The sequence below is a fragment of the Atlantibacter subterraneus genome (assembly GCF_007570865.1).
Classification (GTDB): Bacteria; Pseudomonadota; Gammaproteobacteria; order Enterobacterales; family Enterobacteriaceae; genus Atlantibacter; species Atlantibacter subterraneus.
On record NZ_VLPS01000008.1, the window covers coordinates 442287 to 460314 of the forward strand.

The 18028-nt window shown below is 55.8% G+C and carries 14 protein-coding genes and 1 pseudogene; 8 read left to right on the forward strand and 7 right to left on the reverse strand.

What is annotated here, in order from left to right; all coding sequences use genetic code 11:
• Nucleotides 1-53: 53 nt before the first annotated feature.
• The 3 genes from mnmG to asnC form a co-directional block, all read right to left on the reverse strand.
• Entirely contained in the window at nucleotides 54-1943 is a 1890-nt protein-coding gene (mnmG, locus tag FND52_RS16945) for a tRNA uridine-5-carboxymethylaminomethyl(34) synthesis enzyme MnmG (protein WP_144132017.1), read from the reverse strand.
• A 378-nt stretch (nucleotides 1944-2321) separates the two neighbouring features.
• Nucleotides 2322-2762, reverse strand: a complete 441-nt coding sequence (gene mioC, locus FND52_RS16950) for an FMN-binding protein MioC (protein ID WP_144132019.1) — start codon at nucleotides 2760-2762, stop codon at nucleotides 2322-2324.
• A gap of 168 nt (nucleotides 2763-2930) precedes the next feature.
• Complete coding sequence (asnC, locus tag FND52_RS16955; RefSeq protein WP_125292920.1) at nucleotides 2931-3389, reverse strand: transcriptional regulator AsnC; 459 nt, start codon at nucleotides 3387-3389, stop codon at nucleotides 2931-2933.
• 152 nt (nucleotides 3390-3541) lie between these two features.
• Between asnC and asnA the strand changes: the two genes are divergently transcribed.
• Entirely contained in the window at nucleotides 3542-4534 is a 993-nt protein-coding gene (gene asnA / locus FND52_RS16960) for an aspartate--ammonia ligase (RefSeq protein WP_125292921.1), read from the forward strand.
• Nucleotides 4535-4537: 3 nt separating this feature from the next.
• On the opposite strand, the gene viaA is transcribed toward asnA, so the two are convergent.
• Both viaA and ravA read right to left on the reverse strand, forming a co-directional pair.
• Nucleotides 4538-5989 carry an ATPase RavA stimulator ViaA gene (gene viaA / locus FND52_RS16965; protein WP_144132021.1) on the reverse strand — a complete coding sequence of 484 codons (1452 nt, stop codon included), beginning with the start codon at nucleotides 5987-5989 and terminating at the stop codon, nucleotides 4538-4540.
• Nucleotides 5986-7479, reverse strand: coding sequence for an ATPase RavA (gene ravA, locus FND52_RS16970; protein ID WP_144132023.1), 1494 nt, complete (start codon nucleotides 7477-7479; stop codon nucleotides 5986-5988). The genes viaA and ravA overlap by 4 nt, the downstream gene beginning before the upstream one ends.
• A gap of 255 nt (nucleotides 7480-7734) precedes the next feature.
• Between ravA and kup the strand changes: the two genes are divergently transcribed.
• From kup to rbsR, 7 genes are all read left to right on the forward strand, one after another.
• Nucleotides 7735-9603: a low affinity potassium transporter Kup gene (gene kup / locus FND52_RS16975; RefSeq protein ID WP_125292924.1), complete on the forward strand. Its 1869-nt coding sequence runs from the start codon at nucleotides 7735-7737 to the stop codon at nucleotides 9601-9603.
• Between the two features lie 168 nt (nucleotides 9604-9771).
• Nucleotides 9772-10191, forward strand: coding sequence for a D-ribose pyranase (rbsD, locus tag FND52_RS16980; protein WP_125292925.1), 420 nt, complete (start codon nucleotides 9772-9774; stop codon nucleotides 10189-10191).
• Nucleotides 10192-10198: 7 nt separating this feature from the next.
• Complete coding sequence (rbsA, locus tag FND52_RS16985; RefSeq protein ID WP_144132025.1) at nucleotides 10199-11701, forward strand: ribose ABC transporter ATP-binding protein RbsA; 1503 nt, start codon at nucleotides 10199-10201, stop codon at nucleotides 11699-11701.
• 2 nt (nucleotides 11702-11703) lie between these two features.
• Nucleotides 11704-12669 (forward strand): ribose ABC transporter permease, encoded by a 966-nt coding sequence (rbsC, locus tag FND52_RS16990; protein ID WP_125292927.1) that lies wholly within the window; start codon nucleotides 11704-11706, stop codon nucleotides 12667-12669.
• A gap of 26 nt (nucleotides 12670-12695) precedes the next feature.
• Nucleotides 12696-13583 carry a ribose ABC transporter substrate-binding protein RbsB gene (gene rbsB / locus FND52_RS16995; protein ID WP_125292928.1) on the forward strand — a complete coding sequence of 296 codons (888 nt, stop codon included), beginning with the start codon at nucleotides 12696-12698 and terminating at the stop codon, nucleotides 13581-13583.
• Between the two features lie 81 nt (nucleotides 13584-13664).
• Nucleotides 13665-14594: a ribokinase gene (gene rbsK, locus FND52_RS17000; RefSeq protein WP_125292929.1), complete on the forward strand. Its 930-nt coding sequence runs from the start codon at nucleotides 13665-13667 to the stop codon at nucleotides 14592-14594.
• A 3-nt stretch (nucleotides 14595-14597) separates the two neighbouring features.
• On the forward strand, nucleotides 14598-15590 hold the full coding sequence (gene rbsR, locus FND52_RS17005) for a ribose operon transcriptional repressor RbsR (RefSeq protein ID WP_144132027.1): 993 nt from the start codon (nucleotides 14598-14600) through the stop codon (nucleotides 15588-15590).
• Here the strand turns inward: rbsR and mdtD are convergent.
• Together mdtD and FND52_RS17015 are read right to left on the reverse strand one after the other, a co-directional pair.
• Nucleotides 15556-16981 (reverse strand): annotated as a pseudogene (gene mdtD, locus FND52_RS17010) (multidrug transporter subunit MdtD). The gene rbsR and the pseudogene mdtD overlap by 35 nt on opposite strands.
• Before the next feature lie 19 nt (nucleotides 16982-17000).
• A complete protein-coding gene (locus tag FND52_RS17015; RefSeq protein WP_144132030.1) occupies nucleotides 17001-17696 on the reverse strand; it encodes a FadR/GntR family transcriptional regulator in 696 nt (231 codons plus the stop codon).
• Nucleotides 17697-18028 lie beyond the last annotated feature (332 nt).

Here is an 18028-nt window from a genome sequence, read left to right on the forward strand (position 1 = left end):
AACGATATCCATGAAAAGGGCCAGCATAAGGCTGGCCCGAATTTAACGTCCGGTTACGCGCTGCGGCGCAGTAAACCCTGTTTTTTGAGCCATACCAGCAAAATGGAGATGGCGGCAGGCGTGATGCCTGAAATACGCGACGCCTGTCCAATGGAAGACGGTTTGTGATCGTTGAGTTTGGCGATCACTTCGTTCGACAGGCCGGAAACCTGGCGGTAATCCAGGGTCGCGGGCAGCAGCGTGTTTTCATTGCGCTGCTGTTTCTCGATCTCGTCCTGCTGGCGGGCGATGTACCCTTCGTATTTGACCTGGATTTCCACCTGCTCAGCGGCCTGGGCATCATCAAGACCCGGGGCGAACGGGGTCAGATTGACCAACTGCTGGTACGTCATTTCCGGGCGGCGCAGCAGATCTTCGCCGCTGGCTTCGCGGGATAACGGCGAGGCCAGCTGGGCGTTGACGTCCTGTACGCCTTCAGACGACGGTGCCATCCAGATACCGCGCAGGCGCTGGCGTTCCAGTTCGATGTTTTCGCGCTTCTGGTTGAAGCGCGCCCAACGGGCGTCATCCACCAGGCCCAGCTCGCGGCCCGCTTCGGTCAGTCGCAGATCGGCGTTGTCTTCACGCAGCATCAGGCGATATTCGGCGCGGGAGGTAAACATGCGGTACGGTTCTTTGGTGCCAAGGGTGCACAGATCGTCCACCAGCACCCCGAGGTAAGCCTGATCGCGGCGCGGCGCCCAGCCCTCTTTCTCGGCAGAGAAGCGACCCGCGTTCAGGCCAGCCAGCAGCCCCTGCGCCGCGGCTTCTTCGTAGCCGGTGGTGCCGTTGATTTGTCCGGCAAAGAACAGGCCCTGGATATATTTGCTTTCCAGCGTCGGTTTCAAATCGCGTGGGTCAAAGAAATCATACTCAATGGCGTAACCCGGACGGACAATTTTGGCGTTCTCCATCCCCTGCATTGAGCGCACGATTTGCATCTGCACATCAAACGGCAGGCTGGTGGAAATCCCGTTCGGATAAATTTCGTTCGACGTGAGGCCTTCCGGCTCAAGGAAGATCTGATGCTGGTTGCGATCGGCAAAGCGCATCACTTTATCTTCGATGGACGGGCAGTAGCGCGGGCCGATGCCTTCGATCACCCCGGCATACATCGGGCTGCGATCGAGGTTCGAGCGGATCACGTCATGGGTTTTTTCGTTGGTGTAGGTGATATAGCACGGCACCTGCTGCGGATGCTGGCTGACGTCGCCCATAAACGAGAATACCGGCAGCGGCGTATCGCCATGCTGCTGCGCCAGCCCGCTAAAATCGATGGTGCGGGCGTCAATGCGCGGCGGCGTACCGGTTTTCAGGCGGTTCACGCGCAGCGGCAGTTCACGCAGACGGCGCGACAGAGAAATCGACGGCGGATCGCCTGCACGGCCACCGCTGTAGTTATCCAGCCCGATGTGGATCTTGCCGTCCAGGAAAGTCCCGACGGTTAACACCACCGCTTTGGCGCGGAACTTGAGGCCCATCTGGGTCACTGCGCCGACGACGCGATCGTTTTCCACAATCAGATCTTCCACCGCTTGCTGGAAGATCATCAGATTCGGTTGGTTTTCCAGCGCGGTACGCACCGCCTGGCGATACAGCACGCGATCCGCCTGGGCGCGAGTGGCGCGAACGGCCGGGCCTTTACTGGCGTTTAGTATCCTAAACTGAATACCGGCTTTGTCGATCGCGGTCGCCATCAGGCCACCGAGGGCATCCACTTCCTTAACCAAATGTCCTTTACCAATACCGCCGATCGCCGGGTTGCAGCTCATCTGCCCCAGCGTGTCGATATTGTGTGTCAAAAGTAGGGTCTGTTGACCCATACGGGCTGCGGCCATCGCGGCCTCAGTACCTGCATGACCCCCGCCAATGATGATGACGTCGAAAGGATCCGGATAAAACATGGTGGATAAACCTCGTGGTGTGGCAAATGGGTTTTCGATCCCGGGGCGTGGATTCTACTCAAGTTTAGCCTTTCGAGAAAGCGTCAGGATCGTTGGTATTTAAAAGAAGATCTTTTTATTTAGAGATCTGTTTTATTGTGATCTCTTATTAGGATCGCCGATATCTGTGGATAACTGACGATCGCCAATCAAGATCAATGCATTACGTGGGATCATTAGCTGTGAACGATCGGTGATCCCACGCGGTATTAGCTGGGTGCAGAATGGCTATTTATACACAGGGCAAGAAAGCCCCGAAGGTTATACTTTGGATAACTACCGGTTGATCCAAGCTTATAAGCAGACTTATCCACATTCAACCGGCGATCTTTTCAGCAATTAGAGTAAATTTTTCCAGGATCCCAGCCAAATTTCAGCCGGATCTTCCGGAATTTCATGATCGTGAACGTTGATCTTCAGCAGATCGCCAATACGTTTGGCCCCACATTCAGTCAGCAGCGTGTCGATTTTATCAATCGCTCCGCAAAAGGTGTCGTACTCACGGCTGCCGATGCCTACTGCGCCATAACGCACATCACTGAGGTCAGGCCGCTGTTCCTTTATTGCCGTATAAAAAGGTTCCAGATTATCCGGGACATCGCCTGCACCATGCGTCGAGGTAACAATCAGCCAAACCCCGTCAGCCCGCAGGTCGTCAAGCATCGGGCCATGTTGGGTGTCGGTGGTGAACCCCGCATCTTCCAGCTTTTCCGCCAGATGTTCGGCAACGTATTCCGCGCTGCCCAGGGTGCTGCCGCTAATAAGGGTAATCTCTGCCATGATCGTCCACCTTTTTTAAAACGTCGCGTATTGTACGCTGTGAAAGGGTTGGGATCTACCTGTGGATAATATGGGTATAGCAGGAAGGAGCCCGATCGCAGACTTTTAGAGAATAGCCCGACGATCGGTAGAATTTATGAATAAAGCCGTTGATAAATAGCGCTATTTCTACGGTTTGATCGTTCGCATGATCGGGTTTTGCAGCGAAATCAGCGTCTCAGTGGACTGAATTTCATCAATTGTTTGGATCTTATTGATAAGTACCTGCTGCAACGCATCGATGGATCGGCACATCACTTTAATAAAGATGCTGTAGTGACCGGTGGTGTAATACGCCTCGGTCACCTCGTCCAGGCTTTCCAGCCTCGCCAGCGCGGAAGGGTAGTCTTTGGCGCTTTTCAGGATGATGCCGATAAAGCAGCACACGTCATAACCCAGCTGCTTCGGGCTGATATCAATACGCGCGCCGGTGATAATTCCCGCCTGCTTCATCTTCTCCACCCGCACGTGAATAGTCCCCGGACTGACGCCGAATTGTTTCGCCAGTTCGGCATACGCGGTACGTGCATTAGCCATTAAGGCCTCTAGGATGCCGCGATCCAGATTGTCGATCTGATAATTTTCCATATGTTTTCCTTATGGATAATGACGATTCGCCTTCATTATGGCGTTTAAATTAGCGAATTAAAAACCGTCTGGCCTTTTTTATTGATGATTATTGAATTGAGTAACCTTTTTATTGCTAAATGTTTGCTATCAGACAGACAGGAGTAAACATAATGAAAACGGCTTACATCGCAAAACAGCGTCAGATTAGTTTCGTGAAGTCCCATTTCTCTCGCCAGCTCGAAGAAAAATTGGGCCTGATTGAAGTTCAGGCACCGATCCTGAGCCGCATCGGCGACGGGACTCAGGATAACTTATCCGGCTGCGAGAAAGCCGTTCAGGTACGGGTGAAAAACCTGCCGGACGCGCAGTTTGAAGTGGTGCACTCCCTGGCGAAGTGGAAACGCAAAACCCTCGGCCAGCACGACTTCAGCGCCGGTGAAGGGCTGTACACCCATATGAAAGCGCTGCGTCCGGACGAAGATCGTCTGTCGCCTATCCACTCGGTTTACGTGGATCAGTGGGACTGGGAACGTGTGATGGGTGATGGCGAACGTCATCTCGGCACCCTGAAGCAGACCGTGGAAGCCATCTGGTCCGCCATGAAAGCCACGGAAACCGCGGTAAGCGAGCAGTTTGGCTTAACGCCGTTCCTGCCGGAGCAGATCCACTTCGTTCACAGCGAAACCCTGCAACAGCGCTTCCCGGATCTGGATGCCAAAGGCCGTGAGCGCGCCATTGCCAAAGAACTGGGTGCGGTATTCCTGATTGGCATCGGCGGCAAACTGGCGGACGGTAAACGTCACGACATCCGCGCACCGGATTATGATGACTGGTCAACGTCCAGCGAAGGCGGTTTTGCTGGCCTGAACGGCGATATTCTGGTGTGGAACCCGGTGCTGGAAGATGCGTTTGAACTTTCTTCTATGGGCATCCGCGTCGACGCCGATACGCTGAAACGCCAGCTGGCGATCACTGGCGATGAAGATCGTCTGGCGCTGGAATGGCACCAGTCGCTGCTCAACGGCGAAATGCCGCAGACCATCGGCGGCGGTATCGGCCAGTCGCGCCTGACCATGCTGATGCTGCAATTGCCGCATATCGGCCAGGTACAGTGCGGCGTATGGCCAGCCCACGTTCAGGCTGAGGTCAGCGAACTGCTGTAATGCTTAACGCCGCCAGCGTCGCAGCAGGCGGCTACGCATCCCGGTATCAAAGCGCCAGATATGATCGAATATCCGCATGATGCCGGGTTTGCCGTGAGCGGACATCGCCACGGCATGAAACCGGTGCTGATGCACCCGCTGCAATGTTTTTACCTGGTTGACCACCTCATCCGGCAGGCGCTGGGCGATAAAATCCGAGATCACCACCGCATCCGCATCCTGCCATACGCTGCTCTGCATCCTTTCAACGATCGACCTGAAACAGCTGGCGATATCCGTGCCGCCGCGAAACTGCTGGCTTAAAAACCGAATGGCCTGTTCGATGCCGTCCTGTCGGGAGAGCTCGTAACTCACCACCTCGGTGGAAAACAGCATAATAAAGCAACGTCGGCTGTCGGCCAGGGCGATGCGCATCAGCGCCAGGCAAAACGCTTTGGCGCACTGTTCATTAAAGCCGCCCATAGAGCCGGAGGTATCCACGCAGACGATAAACGGACCGCGCGGCTGTTCGTCTACGTCCTGATGGGTGACCGGGCGCTCGATGACCCGCTCTCGCCAGGCTTCGCCCTGGAGCCGATAGGTCAGTAGCTCATGCTCCACCAGCCGCCGGTAAAACTCATATTCCAGCTCGGTAATGCCCAGCGTGGCAAGCTCGGGGGGTAACAGGCGCAGGATATCGTCGCTGCGGTGAAGACCTTCCACCTGCTCCGGCACCGTCGCCGGTTCGCGCACCAGGGTGCGGAAGGTCTCCATTGGGGAATCCTTCTTTGGGACGGATTTTGCCTCCCTGGAACGCCCCAGCTGTGCCGCGAGCTTTTCCAGCTCCGGCTGGCTGGCAAGAAAATCGCCGTACTTCACGATCAGCTGATAGTCGCCGCGCTTCAACTGCCCGGCACTCATGTCCCACAACCGGCCCGCCGCGTGATCGTTTTCTACCAGCACCTTTTCCAGCTGGCCGCTGAGGGTCATGCGTTCCTGCACTTCGCTTAACAGCTGTTCGCGTTCATCTTCCAGCAGCTGCTGATTCAGGGTAGTGGCCTGCACTATCAGGCTCAACCGCCAGCGCTGTAAGAATAAAGTATGCAGCGCCGGTGTAAACGTGGGGCTGGCCTGGGTGAGCTGCGCCGCCTGGGCGGCAAACGGCGAGTTCAGCTGTTCCAGACGGGATAATAGTTGCGGCAGCTGAACCAGCAGCTGTGAAGTGGAAAGCCGCTGGCTCTGCTGATAGCACTGCACCTCCTGCGCCAGCTCCACGGGCACCGGCACATCGTGAAGGCGGTTTTTTAACTGCTGTCGCCAGCGCGGAATATCCTCATGCAGCGCTTTCTTTAATTTCGGGTACTTTTCGAAGAACACCGCCAGCTGCGGCGAGGCCAGCAGCGCGATAATCAATTCTTCTATTAATTCCCCTTCGCTGATGGCCAGGATCGTGTTTAACGTATCCAGGGTGATCATTGACGCGCCTGTTTTATCTGCGCGCCGACGTCCTGTAAGCTGGCCTCAATACGTCCCAGCCAGTCAGGCTGGATAAACAGGCATTTTTGCTGATCGCTAAAGCGGCTGTGCTGCTGGTGCCATTCATTATCCAGCTCGTCTAACTGCTGCTTAATTTCCGCCGGAATGCCTTCCGCCAGCGCGCCGGGCAATGACAATCGGCTGGCCTGCAGGCTGACATCGCGGATCTGCAAATGCTGGCTGCCGTCTACGTCCAGATTGAGGATTTGCGCAAAGCCGATACCGTTGAGTTTGCCGCGGATCTCCCCGCCTTTTTGCAGCCACTGATCGAGCTGTTCGCGATTGATCGTGACATGAATGACTTCCATATCATGGAGCTTGAGCGGTTTTTGCAATAGCAGCGTCAGCTCCGTCGCCTGCAAGGTTTCCGGAAGATGGTATTGCGGGCGGCGGCTGAACATCCCGCCCTGTTTCACCACGGTCAGGGCGTTCTGGTCGCTCTTTTGCTGCTCCAGCTGCATCCTGCGCTGTTGAATAGCGCCGAGTTTTGTCAGCATCGCCTGCTGTTGCCAGGCGTGCCCGGTCATCAAAATTTCCATCTGCTGCTGCATCAGATTGCGGGCGGCGGCGTCATGCCACAGGCAGTCTTTGAGTAAAATCAGGTCGATGGGCGCGACGGCGCTGCGACCGCTAAAAAACGCACAGGCCTGCAACAGGTGAATCGCTTTCTTCCAGCGTCGGTCCGAGACATAAGGTGCGTGCGGCTGGTTTTCCAGCTGCTGGCGCAGCAGGAAAACCAGTTCAAACACGTCGTCCGGTAGCGCGACATTGCCGATCTCTTTTTGCCACTGGGTAAATTCTTCATCGCTGATTTGCAGCGTAGCAGGCACCGGGTTTTCATTTTCGTCCTGCTGGCTAATCAGCATTGAGCGGAAGTTGCCTTTATCCTGGACTTTATCCAGCCACAGCCGGATTAGCATCCGGTCGTACAGTGCTTCCAGGCTGTTATCCGCATCCGGCAGTTCGTTAGAGGCCGCCACCAGCAGGCGCATGGGGATTTTTTCTTCGAACGCCCCGTTACGAAAGCGGCGTTCGTTAATGGCAGTAAGCAGCGTGTTCAGGATAGCGGGCCCGGCTTTCCAGATTTCATCAAGAAACACGATTTCCGCTTCAGGAAGATAGCCCTGGGTTAGCCGCTCATAACGTCCTTCATCCTTCAGCGCCTGGATAGACAGCGGGCCGAATACCTCTTCCGGCGTGGAGAAGCGGGTCATCAGATATTCAAAGGCGCGGGCATGTTCGAAGGCGAATTTCAGGCGGCGGGCGATCAGGCTTTTGGCGATGCCTGGCGGGCCTAACAGAAAAACGCTCTCGCCGCTTAACGCCGCCAGCAGGCAAAGACGGATGGCGTGGCTGCGTTCGAAAAGCCCTTTTTCCAGTGCGGAGGCGAGCTTTGAAATTCTTTCAGCCAACAAATGGGGTTGAGCCATAATTAGTTTGCGTCCTTACCCTGAGGAAACGGCTTATGATGCAATTATATACCTGCATCCGCTAATCCAAAGTGATGAACAACGGGCAGTGAGGTTATCGTCAAAAAGGAGTACGAAGTTTAGGGGTATTTTTTTGACGTGGACAGGCTGGATTCCATTTAGGGGTACGATTTTGCCGTTAATCGTGCATACTGTGCGCTTTTTGTGGGCCAAGGGACTAAGCACACATCTGTTTTCCAACCAAAAGATTAGTCTATGAGCGCTGATAATAAGCAACCGCTGCCGGCAATAACGCTTGCGGCAATCGGGGTGGTGTACGGCGATATCGGAACCAGCCCACTTTATACGTTAAGAGAATGCCTTTCCGGCCAGTTTGGTTTTGGCGTAGAGCGGGATGCCGTCTTTGGTTTCCTCTCCCTGATCTTTTGGCTGCTAATTTTAGTGGTTTCCATTAAATACCTGACCTTCGTGATGCGCGCCGACAACGCCGGTGAAGGCGGGATTTTGACGCTCATGTCGCTGGCGGGGCGCAATACGTCAGCCAAAGCGACATCCTGGCTGGTTATTCTCGGCCTGATTGGCGGCAGCTTCTTTTATGGCGAGGTGGTGATCACACCGGCTATCTCGGTGATGTCGGCTATCGAAGGTCTGGAAATTGCCGCACCGTCCCTTGATCCTTATATCGTGCCGCTGTCGATTATCGTCCTGACGCTGCTGTTTATGATCCAGAAGCACGGCACCGGCATGGTGGGCAAACTGTTTGCGCCGATTATGCTGGCTTGGTTTTTGATTCTGGCGGTATTGGGCGTGCGCAGCATCATCGCCAACCCGGAAGTGCTGCACGCGTTAAACCCAATATGGGCGGTGCATTTCTTCGTGGAATATAAGACCGTGTCTTTCTTTGCGCTGGGGGCGGTGGTGCTGTCGATTACCGGCGTTGAAGCGCTGTACGCCGATATGGGCCACTTTGGCAAACTGCCGATCCGCATTGCATGGTTTAGCGTGGTGCTGCCTTCGCTGGTGCTGAACTACTTTGGCCAGGGCGCGCTGCTGCTGAAAACCCCGGAAGCGATTAAGAACCCGTTTTTTTTACTGGCACCCGACTGGGCGCTGATCCCGCTATTGATTATCGCCACCCTGGCGACGGTTATCGCCTCGCAGGCGGTGATCTCCGGCGTGTTCTCGCTAACGCGCCAGGCGGTGCGTCTGGGCTATTTATCGCCGATGCGCATCATTCACACCTCGGAAATGGAATCCGGGCAGATTTACATCCCCGCTATTAACTGGATGCTCTATTTCGCGGTAGTGATTGTGATCGTTAGCTTTGAACACTCCAGTAACCTGGCGGCGGCCTACGGTATCGCGGTCACCGGCACCATGGTGTTAACCTCGATTCTGTTTACCACTGTCGCCAATAAAAACTGGCACTGGAGCAAGATCCTGCTTGGGGTCATGTTCATCGGGTTTATGTGTATCGACGTGTCGCTGTTCACGGCTAACCTGTCCAAACTGCTGTCCGGTGGCTGGCTGCCGCTGACGTTAGGCCTGGTGATGTTTATCATTATGACCACATGGAAAAGCGAGCGCTTCCGTCTGCTGCGCCGGATGCATGAGCACGGTAACTCCCTGGAAGCGATGATCGCCTCGCTGGAAAAATCCCCGCCGGTGCGCGTGCCGGGCACGGCGGTGTACATGTCCAGGGCGCTGAACGTTATCCCTTTCGCGCTACTGCATAACCTTAAGCACAACAAGGTGCTGCATGAGCGCGTGATCCTGCTGACCCTGCGTACTGAAGATGCGCCTTACGTCCACAACGTGCGCCGCGTGGCCATCGAACAGCTGTCGCCCACCTTCTGGCGCGTGGTGGCCAGTTACGGCTGGCGCGAAACGCCGAATGTAGAAGAGGTGTTTCATCGCTGTGGGCTGGAAGGGCTGAGCTGCCGAATGATGGAAACGTCGTTCTTTATGTCCCACGAGTCGCTGATTATCGGCAAGCGCCCCTGGTACCTGCGCCTGCGCGGTAAGCTATTCATGCTATTGCAGCGTAACGCGCTGCGCGCCCCCGACCAGTTTGAGATCCCGCCAAACCGGGTGATCGAACTCGGTACTCAGGTCGAAATTTAATTTCCCAACGCCTCTTCTGTGAAGGGGCGTTTTCTTTTTGCCGTCCTGCAACAAACGTGAGCGAAACGTTTCGATAGCGATCACATTTCTATAACGCGCCGATTGTTTCCTGTTCGCCTTCTTCACTACACTGCAATCAGCGAAACGTTTCGCTAGTGGAGCAAAGACATGAAAAAAGGCACCGTTTTAAATGCTGACATCTCTCGGGTCATCTCACGTCTCGGTCATACCGATACGGTTGTTGTGTGTGATGCCGGGCTGCCCATCCCGAAAACGACTGAGCGTGTCGATCTGGCGCTGACTCAGGGCGTCCCCACCTTTATGCAGGTGTTGGATGTGGTAACTACCGAGATGCAGGTTGAAGCGGCGATCCTTGCGCAGGAAATTAAACAACACAATCCGCAGCTCCACGAAACGTTGCTCGGCCACATTGAGCAACTGCAACAACACCAGGGAAACACCATTGAAATTCGTTACATCACGCATGAACAGTTCAAAGTAAATACCGCTGCCAGCCAGGCGGTCATTCGCAGCGGGGAGTGCTCCCCGTATGCGAATATTATTCTCTGTGCCGGCGTAACCTTCTGAGGCCGACATGGACGCATTACTGCAACTCAAGGGGATTGATAAGTCATTCCCCGGTGTGAAAGCCCTCTCCGGCGCGGCGCTGAATGTCTATTCAGGCCGCGTTATGGCATTGGTTGGCGAAAACGGTGCCGGTAAGTCCACCATGATGAAAGTGCTGACCGGCATCTATCAACGTGATGCCGGCTCGCTGAAATGGCTGGGACAAGAGACCACGTTTACCGGTCCGAAATCGTCTCAGGAAGCGGGCATCGGCATTATCCACCAGGAACTCAACCTTATCCCGCAACTGACCATTGCGGAAAACATCTTCCTGGGCCGCGAATTCGTTAACCGGTTTGGCAAAATCGACTGGAAAACCATGTATGCCGAAGCCGACAAACTGCTCGCCAGACTCAATCTGCGCTTTAACAGCCACCGGCTGGTGGGCGAGCTGTCTATCGGCGATCAGCAGATGGTGGAGATCGCCAAGGTGCTGAGCTTTGAATCCAAAGTCATCATCATGGATGAACCTACCGACGCGCTGACGGATACCGAAACCGAGTCGTTGTTCCGCGTGATCCGGGAGCTAAAAGCCCAGGGCCGCGGCATTGTGTATATCTCCCACCGCATGAAAGAGATTTTCGAGATCTGTGATGACGTTACCGTGTTCCGCGACGGGCAATTTATTGCCGAACGCGAGGTGGCGACGCTGAACGAAGATACGCTGATTGAAATGATGGTGGGCCGCAAGCTGGAAGACCAGTATCCACATCTGGACAAAGCGCCGGGCGAGGTGCGGCTGAAGGTCGATAACCTGTGCGGGCCTGGTGTCAACAATGTCTCCTTTAGCTTACGCAAAGGGGAGATCCTTGGCGTAGCCGGGCTGATGGGCGCAGGGCGTACCGAGCTGATGAAAGTGCTGTACGGCGCGCTGCCGCGCACCAGCGGCTACGTCGCGCTCGACGGCCACGAAGTGGTAACCCGCTCGCCGCAGGACGGCCTGGCGAACGGCATCGTGTATATCTCAGAAGACCGTAAGCGCGATGGCTTAGTGCTGGGCATGTCGGTGAAAGAAAATATGTCCCTGACCGCGCTGCGCTATTTCAGCCGCAGCGGCGGTGGCCTGAAACATCAGGACGAGCAGCAGGCGGTCAGCGATTTTATCCGGCTGTTTAACGTCAAAACCCCGTCCATGGATCAGGCGATCGGCCTGCTCTCCGGCGGTAATCAGCAGAAAGTGGCGATTGCCCGCGGCCTGATGACCCGCCCGAAAGTGCTGATCCTCGATGAACCGACGCGCGGCGTCGACGTGGGTGCCAAGAAAGAGATTTACCAGTTAATCAACCAGTTCAAAGCTGATGGCTTAAGCATCATTCTGGTCTCGTCTGAGATGCCGGAAGTGTTGGGCATGAGCGATCGCATCATGGTGATGCACGAGGGGCATCTCGGCGGTGAATTCACGCGCGAGCAGGCCACTCAGGAAGTGCTGATGGCGGCGGCTGTTGGCAAGCTAAACCGCGCAGGAGTATGACAATGAGTTCCCAGACTATCACTGGCCGTCGCTATTTCACCAAAGCGTGGCTGTTAGAGCAAAAATCGCTGATTGCCCTGCTGGTGCTCATTGCGGTGGTTTCCACCATGAGCCCGAACTTCTTTACCGTGAATAACCTGTTCAACATTCTCCAGCAAACGTCGGTCAACGCCATTATGGCGGTAGGCATGACGCTGGTTATCCTCACCTCGGGTATCGATCTGTCCGTCGGTTCCCTGCTGGCATTAACCGGCGCGGTCGCGGCCTCAATTGTTGGGCTGGAAGTAAACGCGCTGGTGGCGGTGGCGGGCGCGCTGGCGCTTGGCGCGGCGATTGGCGGCGTGACTGGCGTAGTGGTCGCTAAAGGGCGCGTGCAGGCATTTATCGCCACGCTGGTGATGATGCTGCTACTGCGCGGCGTCACCATGGTGTACACCGACGGTAGCCCGATTAATACCGGGTTCTCTGACAATGCCGATCTGTTTGGCTGGTTCGGCATTGGCCGCCCGCTGGGCATCCCGACGCCGGTGTGGATCATGGCGGTAGTCTTCCTTGCCGCCTGGTATATGCTGCATCACACCCGTCTGGGCCGTTATATCTATGCGCTGGGCGGTAACGAAGCGGCGACGCGCCTGTCAGGCATCAGCGTCAATAAAGTCAAAATCATCGTTTATTCGCTGTCCGGCATGCTGGCCGCGCTGGCGGGTGTGATCGAAGTGGCGCGTCTCTCTTCCGCGCAGCCGACCGCCGGTACCGGCTATGAGCTGGACGCCATCGCGGCGGTGGTGCTGGGCGGTACCAGCCTGGCGGGCGGTAAAGGCCGTATTGTGGGTACGCTGATCGGTGCGCTGATCCTCGGCTTCCTGAACAACGGACTGAATTTATTAGGTGTTTCTTCCTATTACCAGATGATCGTTAAAGCAGTCGTCATTCTGCTGGCGGTACTGGTAGACAACAAAAAGCAGTAACTGATTACTCTACAGGACATCTGACTATGAACATGAAAAAACTGGCTACCCTGGTTTCTGCTGTTGCATTAAGCGCCACCGTGAGCGCCAACGCCATGGCGAAAGATACAATCGCGCTGGTTATCTCCACGCTGAATAACCCGTTCTTTGTGTCATTAAAAGATGGCGCGCAGAAAGAAGCCGATAAGCTGGGGTATAACCTGGTGGTGCTGGATTCCCAGAACAACCCGGCTAAAGAGCTTGCCAACGTTCAGGATCTGACCGTTCGCGGAACGAAATTACTGCTGATCAACCCAACCGATTCTGACGCAGTGGGTAACGCCGTGAAGATGGCGAACCAGGCGAAAATTCCGGTGATCACGCTGGACCGTATGGCCTCTAAAGGCGACGTAGTCAGCCACGTAGCGTCTGATAACGTGGCAGGCGGCAAAATGGCTGGTGACTTTATCGCTAAAAAACTGGGTGAGGGCGCGAAAGTGATCGAGCTGCAGGGTATTGCAGGCGCTTCTGCGGCACGCGAGCGTGGTGAAGGCTTTAAGCAGGCCACTGCGGCCCATAAATTTACCGTGCTGGCGAGCCAGCCGGCTGACTTCGACCGCACCAAGGGCCTGAACGTGATGCAAAACCTGCTGACCGCGCATCCGGACGTGCAGGCTGTATTTGCCCAGAACGATGAAATGGCGCTGGGCGCACTGCGCGCGCTGCAAACCGCCGGTAAATCCGACGTGCTGGTGGTGGGTTTTGACGGCACCGCCGACGGTGTAAAAGCGGTTGAAGGCGGCAAATTAGGCGCAACCGTGGCGCAAATGGCCGACCAGATTGGCGTTATCGGTGTGGAAACTGCGGATAAAGTGCTGAAAGGCGAAAAAGTTGAGAAGCAAATCCCGGTTGAGCTGAAGCTGGTTACCAAATAATCCGGACGTTACATAAAGTAATAAGAAAAGCAGGGCACCGCGCCACCCACTCGGGTGGCGCATTTTGACTGGAACCCGAAAATGAAGACTACTGGCAAGCTGGTTGTTCTGGGCAGTATCAATGCCGATCATATCCTTAATCTTGAATCCTTCCCGCAGCCGGGTGAAACCCTGACCGGCAGCCAGTACCAGGTGGCTTTTGGCGGTAAAGGCGCGAATCAGGCAGTTGCCGCCGGGCGTAGCGGCGCGGATATCGCGTTTATCGCCTGCGTGGGCGATGACGATACCGGGCGTCGGGTCTGCACCCAGTTAGCCAGCGATAATATTGATATCTCGCCGGTGGAAACCATTGAAGGTGAATCCACGGGCGTGGCGCTCATTTTCGTTAACGCGGAAGGTGAGAACGTCATTGGCATCAGCGCCGGGGCCAACAGCGCGCTGACGCCGCAACGCGTTACTGCGCGGCACGATCTTATCGCCCAGGCTTCCGCGCTGTTAATGCAGCTGGAATCGCCGGTGGAAAGCGTGGTGGCTGCCGCGAAAATCGCCCATCAGAATAACACGACCGTGATCCTCAACCCGGCTCCGGCACGCGAGTTGTCTGACGAACTGCTGAGCCTGGTCGATATCATCACCCCCAATGAAACAGAAGCAGAAAAGCTGACCGGCGTGAAGGTCGCAACTGATGAGGATGCCGCACAGGCGGCTAAGCGGTTACACGATAAAGGCATCGGCACGGTGATCATCACCTTAGGCAGCCGTGGCGTATGGGCCAGCCGTGACGGCCAGGGGCAGCGCATACCGGGCTTTAAAGTTAATGCCGTGGATACCATTGCCGCAGGCGATACGTTTAATGGCGCGTTAGTCACCGCTTTACTGGAAGAGAAACCGCTGCCGGACGCGATTCGCTTCGCCCATGCCGCTGCGGCTATCGCCGTGACCCGGCGCGGCGCACAGCCTTCCGTTCCTTGGCGTCATGAAATCGACGATTTCTTACAACAGCAGGGGTAACGCTTGGCGACGATGAAGGATGTTGCTCGCCTGGCGGGCGTTTCCACCTCTACGGTTTCACACGTCATTAATAACGATCGCTTCGTGAGCGAAGCGATTCGTTCAAAAGTGAATGACGCGGTAAAAACCCTGAACTATGCCCCCTCGGCGCTGGCGCGCAGCCTGAAGCTCAACCAGACCCGCACCATCGGGATGCTGATCACCGCCAGTAGTAACCCCTTCTTCTCAGAAATCGTCCGCGGCGTGGAGCGCAGCTGCTTTGAGCGCGGCTACAGCCTGGTGCTGTGCAATACCGAAGGCGACGAACAGCGTATGAACAGCAATCTGGAAACGCTGATGCAAAAGCGCGTTGATGGACTATTGCTGTTATGTACCGAAACGCACCAGCCGTCCGCCGAAATCATGACGCGTTATCCTTCTATCCCTACCGTGATGATGGACTGGGCGCCCTTCGACGGCGACAGCGATCTGATCCAGGATAACTCGCTGCTGGGCGGTGAAATCGCGACTCAGCACCTGATTGATAAAGGTTATCGCCGCATCGCCTGTATTACCGGGCCGCTGGATAAAACCCCGTCGCGCCTGCGGCTGGACGGCTATCGTAATGCGATGGCGCGCGCCGGGCTGGCCATTCCTGACGGCTATGAGATCACCGGCGACTTTGAGTTTTCCAGCGGATTTAGCGCCATGAACGCCCTGCTGGCATTACCCCAGCGTCCCGAGGCGGTGTTTACCGGCAATGATGCGATGGCGGTGGGCGCATATCAGGCGCTGTATCAGGCCGGGCTGAGCATTCCGAAAGATATGGCGCTGGTGGGATACGACGATATTGAACTCGCGCGCTATATGACCCCGCCGCTGACTACCGTTCATCAACCAAAAGATGAACTGGGTGAGCTGGCTATTGATGTGCTGATCCATCGCATGGCGCAGCCGGGGCTTGCCCAGCAGCGCCTGCAACTCACGCCGGAGCTGATCGCGCGCGGCTCGTCTTGAGCTTAATGCCTTTCTTTAATCAGGTTACGTCCGTCTTTCGGGCGTAACAGCATAAACACCAGCGCTGAGATCAGCGTAATCACACCCATCGTAATAAAGGTGCTGTGGAATTGCTCCACGGTGCTGGTGGTTTGATCGCTCTGATAAAAGCGCAGCACTGCCGCACTTACCGCAACCCCCAGGCTGATAGACAGCTGCTGCGTTACGGCCAGCATACTATTGCCGCTACTGGCATTTTCATCCGTGAGGTCCGCAAGGGTAATGGTATTCATCGAGGTGAACTGTATCGACATCGCCATCCCCAGAATAAACAGCGGCAGTATCAGTGCCCAGATCGGCATTGCAGGGGACTGCAGCGCGAACTGGCCGATCATCAAACCAATAAACAGCGTGACGCCCACCAGGGTTTTCCGGTAGCCGAGGTTGCGCAGGATTTGCGTCACCATCGATTTCGCCAGAATCGATCCGATGGCCGTGGGTGCCATCATGCAGCCAGCGATCAGCGCCTGGTAGCCGAATCCGACCTGCAACATCAATGGCATCAAGAATGGTACGCAGCCGGTGCCGAGCCGCGACGCGATATTGCCTGCGATGCCGATAGAAAAGGTACGGGTCTTAAACATCGGCAGCGCAATGATGGGATTGGGATGACGGCGGGCGTGGAAGATATAAGCAGCCAGCAGCGCCAGACCGCTGGCGATCACCACGCCGGCAATCCAGGTTTCGACAATCTTCTCGCCAAATAGCTCCATCCCGCCGGAGAACAGTACCAGGCTCAGGCCGAACAGCAAAAATCCGCCCATATCAAATCCACGACGCGGCGTCGTAAAGTTGGGCATGTATTTGCGTGCATACAGCAGACCGGCGATGCCGATAGGGATATTGATGAGGAAAATCCAGTGCCAGCTGGCCCAGGTGACCAGGACGCCGCCCAATACCGGCCCCAGCACCGGGCCGACCAGCCCTGGCATGGTCACGAAGTTCAACACCGGCAGCAACTCGCTGCGGGGATAGGCGCGTAGCAACGCCAGACGAGCGACCGGCATCATCATCGCCCCGCCGACACCCTGCATGACCCTGAATAGCACCAGTTGGCCCAGGTTCTGTGACAGAGCGCAGGCCAGCGAGCCCAGGGTAAACAGCATCACGGCGATCATAAACACCCGGCGAGTGCCGAAGCGGTCGGCGAGCCAGCCGCTGACGGGGATCAGCATCGCTACCGTCAATGTGTAACTAATAATGGCGGACTGCATTGCCAGCGGCGAGCGGTTCAGGCTCTGGGCAATAGCGGGTAACGCGGTGTTAAGAATAGTGGCGTCCAGCGCCTGCATAAAAAAGGCCATCGCCGCAATCCACGGCAGCCCTGCCATACTGCGAGCTTTTCTAATCATGAATACCTTACTTGCACGTTCAGGGTTGGTGGGGTTCCCGCAACAGTTCACGACAGGCGGAAGAGGCGGCTTCGCCATCGCCCCTGAGAATAGCGTCGACAATTCGTTGATGAACGTCGAGCTTAATCACTTCGTTATGGGTAATAGATGAGAAGTAATTGTAATAGATGGAATGGAACAGGGCGGCGAAGGAGGTCAGAAAGGGATTGCCGCTCATTTCGTAGATCTGTTCATGGTAACAAACGTCGACATCAACCCAGCGTTGCCGATCGAATGCCGTCTTCAGCGCCACCATTTCATTCATGGTGTTTTTAAGCGCCGCTTTCTGTGCTTCCGTACCATGAAGGGCCGCCAGCGCGCAGGCTTGCGGTTCAAGGCTGGTACGCATTACCAGAAAGTGGGTAATGACTTCGGAAAAGTTCTCCTGGGTCATCCACCATCCTAATAACTCTTTATCCAGGAAGTTCCAGTTATTCTGCGGCATCACGCGGGTGCCGATGCGCGGACGCGGGAGCACCATGCCTTTCGCGGTTAAGGTTTTTACGGCTTCCCGTACGGCGGTTCTGCTCACGCCGAACAGCTCGCCCAGCTCAATCTCGCCGGGCAAAATCGTACCGGGCGCGTATTCGCCCTTTAATATGCGTTGCGCCAGCTTCTCTGCAAGGACGTAAGACAGGTTTTTTTGGGCCGCTAACTGCTGCGCAGATAAAGGCATAGTGCATTCCCTTTATAGAGAGGTTTTACGGTGTAGTATGCCATCGGCCTTGAGGGTTCGATGCAAAAAACAGCAAATGCCCACGTAATTGCTGGATTAATGAGTCATATGCATAAAAAAAAGACGGTCAGAAATTATTTTTAAAAATAGGCTTGTCAGATTCTGATTACTCCCTATAATGCGCCACCACTGACACGGAACAACGGCGAACAGGCCGGCCGGTCAGCGAAGTCCCTCCGGGGAGTTCGGCGGAGAAAAGCGAAAATTAACGCTTGACTCTGAAGCGGGAAGTCGTAATATACGCACCCCGCGCCGCTGAGAAAAAGCGAAGC

Coding starts and splice junctions, on each gene's coding strand:
- rbsK (WP_125292929.1), top strand. CDS start 13,665: ATGAAGACTACTGGCAAGCTGGTTGTTCTGGGCAGTATCAATGCCGAT.
- ravA (WP_144132023.1), bottom strand. CDS start 7,479: ATGGCTCAACCCCATTTGTTGGCTGAAAGAATTTCAAAGCTCGCCTCC.
- viaA (WP_144132021.1), bottom strand. CDS start 5,989: ATGATCACCCTGGATACGTTAAACACGATCCTGGCCATCAGCGAAGGG.
- rbsD (WP_125292925.1), top strand. CDS start 9,772: ATGAAAAAAGGCACCGTTTTAAATGCTGACATCTCTCGGGTCATCTCA.
- mnmG (WP_144132017.1), bottom strand. CDS start 1,943: ATGTTTTATCCGGATCCTTTCGACGTCATCATCATTGGCGGGGGTCAT.
- rbsB (WP_125292928.1), top strand. CDS start 12,696: ATGAACATGAAAAAACTGGCTACCCTGGTTTCTGCTGTTGCATTAAGC.
- rbsA (WP_144132025.1), top strand. CDS start 10,199: ATGGACGCATTACTGCAACTCAAGGGGATTGATAAGTCATTCCCCGGT.
- mioC (WP_144132019.1), bottom strand. CDS start 2,762: ATGGCAGAGATTACCCTTATTAGCGGCAGCACCCTGGGCAGCGCGGAA.
- kup (WP_125292924.1), top strand. CDS start 7,735: ATGAGCGCTGATAATAAGCAACCGCTGCCGGCAATAACGCTTGCGGCA.
- FND52_RS17015 (WP_144132030.1), bottom strand. CDS start 17,696: ATGCCTTTATCTGCGCAGCAGTTAGCGGCCCAAAAAAACCTGTCTTAC.
- rbsC (WP_125292927.1), top strand. CDS start 11,704: ATGAGTTCCCAGACTATCACTGGCCGTCGCTATTTCACCAAAGCGTGG.
- asnC (WP_125292920.1), bottom strand. CDS start 3,389: ATGGAAAATTATCAGATCGACAATCTGGATCGCGGCATCCTAGAGGCC.
- asnA (WP_125292921.1), top strand. CDS start 3,542: ATGAAAACGGCTTACATCGCAAAACAGCGTCAGATTAGTTTCGTGAAG.